Origin of the sequence: Romboutsia sp. BSD2780061687b_171204_C1, from assembly GCF_015560225.1 — a bacterium.
In the GTDB taxonomy this organism is placed as follows: Bacteria; Bacillota; Clostridia; order Peptostreptococcales; family Peptostreptococcaceae; genus Romboutsia_C; species Romboutsia_C hominis.
This window is the reverse complement of the sequence record NZ_JADMRK010000027.1, coordinates 1-2,206: the sequence shown is the minus strand read 5'-3', so window position 1 is coordinate 2,206 and position 2,206 is coordinate 1. Positions and strand designations below refer to the sequence as shown.

At 34.8% G+C, this 2,206-nt stretch carries 2 protein-coding genes, 5 tRNA genes and 1 rRNA gene; all 8 read left to right on the top strand.

Features of this window, described 5'->3' with window-relative positions:
- The first annotated feature begins 87 nt into the window (after positions 1-87).
- Positions 88-164, top strand: a tRNA-His gene (locus I2H23_RS15065).
- 8 nt (positions 165-172) lie between these two features.
- Positions 173-248 (top strand) — tRNA-Lys (locus tag I2H23_RS15060).
- Positions 249-258: 10 nt separating this feature from the next.
- A tRNA-Cys gene (locus tag I2H23_RS15055) sits at positions 259-332 on the top strand.
- Between the two features lie 5 nt (positions 333-337).
- Positions 338-414, top strand: a tRNA-Arg gene (locus I2H23_RS15050).
- 5 nt (positions 415-419) lie between these two features.
- Positions 420-495 (top strand) — tRNA-Val (locus tag I2H23_RS15045).
- A 159-nt stretch (positions 496-654) separates the two neighbouring features.
- Positions 655-906, top strand: a complete 252-nt coding sequence (locus tag I2H23_RS15040; protein WP_166506174.1) for a DUF2508 family protein — start codon at positions 655-657, stop codon at positions 904-906.
- A 21-nt stretch (positions 907-927) separates the two neighbouring features.
- Positions 928-1,341 carry a hypothetical protein gene (locus tag I2H23_RS15035; protein WP_092921872.1) on the top strand — a complete coding sequence of 138 codons (414 nt, stop codon included), beginning with the start codon at positions 928-930 and terminating at the stop codon, positions 1,339-1,341.
- Positions 1,342-1,878: 537 nt separating this feature from the next.
- A 16S ribosomal RNA gene (locus I2H23_RS15030) occupies positions 1,879-2,206 on the top strand; the annotation flags it as partial.

The following is a 2,206-nucleotide window of genomic DNA, read 5'->3' as shown; positions in this document are numbered from 1 at the left end:
GAGGTGTAGCGCAGTTTGGTAGCGCACATGGTTTGGGACCATGGGGCCGGGGGTTCGAGTCCCTTCACCTCGACCAATATAGATATGGTGGGTATAGCTCAGTTGGTTAGAGCGCCAGATTGTGGCTCTGGAGGCCGTGAGTTCGAATCTCATTATCCACCCCATGTAAAATGACCCATTAGCTCAGTCGGTAGAGCACCTGACTTTTAATCAGGGTGTCCCGCGTTCGAGTCGCGGATGGGTCACCATTTATATTACGGCGACATAGCCAAGTGGTAAGGCAGTGGACTGCAACTCCTTGATCCCCAGTTCGAATCTGGGTGTCGCCTCCAAAATTGCGCCTATAGCTCAACTGGATAGAGTGTCTGACTACGAATCAGAAGGTTAGGGGTTCGAGTCCCTTTGGGCGCACCATATCCGGGATTATAGCTCAGCTGGGAGAGCACCTGCCTTACAAGCAGGGGGTCACAGGTTCGAGCCCTGTTAATCCCACCAGTGTAACCTCTAGTGATTTTCACTAGAGGTTTTTATGTGTAAAAAATAATACTAAGAATGTATACTATCTTGATAAAGGAATTAAATTTACATATAATGGTATATAGATTTTAGAATATGTCAAAATTCTTAATAAAATATGATTTAGGGAGGATGACTATGTCTAAAATAAAAAACATTAATAAAAATAAAGAAAAGCAAAAACTAATAAAGGAGATAAAAAGAGCTCAGTTGGATGTTGAAACAGCAGAACATTTTTTTCAACTAGTTACAGATCCAGAGTTAGTGGATGTTGCTATATATGAATTAGAGGCAAAAAAATCAAGATATAGATATTTAATAAAGATTGCTAAGGAAAGAGGAATAAAGAAGACATTGCAAGAGTCTTTAGTAGAATCAATAGCAAAATAATTCTAAGGAGATGATTAGATCATGTACGTAGTTTTTGGGGATGAAATAGTAGATAGCGAAGAACTAAAAGAGACTATACAAGAAAATAGTGACTTTATAGTAGAAAAAGATTTAACTAAAGGAACAAAAAGAGAAGATACATTAGCTTACCAAATAAGTATAGATATAGACAATTTAAATGAAATAATAAAAGAAGACTATGATTTAGAAGAAATAGATAGTGAAGATTTATTTGATGAATATATAACATTAGCAGATGAATTAGCTATGGAACTAGAAGAAATAATGCCAGAAGATGCTGTTATGAATGCTAGGGCTTATAAATGGGATAATACAGATGATGCCATAAAAGTAGTTATAGCGATAGGACATGCAGAACTAGGTGAATTAAAAGTATCTGATGTTGCGAGAAGATTATTATCACAAGTTGATTAATAAAAAAGAAAGGGTATTAATATTACTTAATATCCTTTCTTTTTTATAATAAGTAATTTAATTATACTTAATAAAGTTATATTAAGTATAATATAGAAGATAAAAGATTTTTGTGAATAGGTTAATTATAAGCAGATGATTATATGCCTTTGGATATAATTTTCATTCATCTTAATAATAATATTTAAATATATATAGTTTATCAAATTTATAAGCATATAGTTGTATTAATTTAAATAAAATTGCATAGCTAATTTTTTTTAAGTTAATAATAAAATAATGAATAAATATACTCTATCTTACACATAATATAATTGTTGAAAAGCACATTATAAATAAAAAATAATTTTTTTCAAAAAAGTATTGACGATATAAAAATAAGATGATATAGTATTACTTGTCCTTAAGAAAAGGGCAAAACGAAAATGAACTTTGAAAATTAAACAGTAGGTTAATTTATATAACTGATTCTTAAAAGAATCGAAAACAAACCAAGCCAGATATTCAGATAATGATAGTCTGAGCAGGTAACAACTTTTATTTGAGAGTTTGATCCTGGCTCAGGATGAACGCTGGCGGCGTGCCTAACACATGCAAGTCGAGCGATTTACTTCGGTAAAGAGCGGCGGACGGGTGAGTAACGCGTGGGTAACCTGCCCTGTACACACGGATAACATACCGAAAGGTATGCTAATACGAGATAACATGAGAAAGTCGCATGGCTTTCTTATCAAAGCTTTTGCGGTACAGGATGGACCCGCGTCTGATTAGCTAGTTGGTAAGGTAACGGCTTACCAAGGCGACGATCAGTAGCCGACCTGAGAGGGTGATCGGCCACATTGGAACTGAGACACGGTCCAAACTC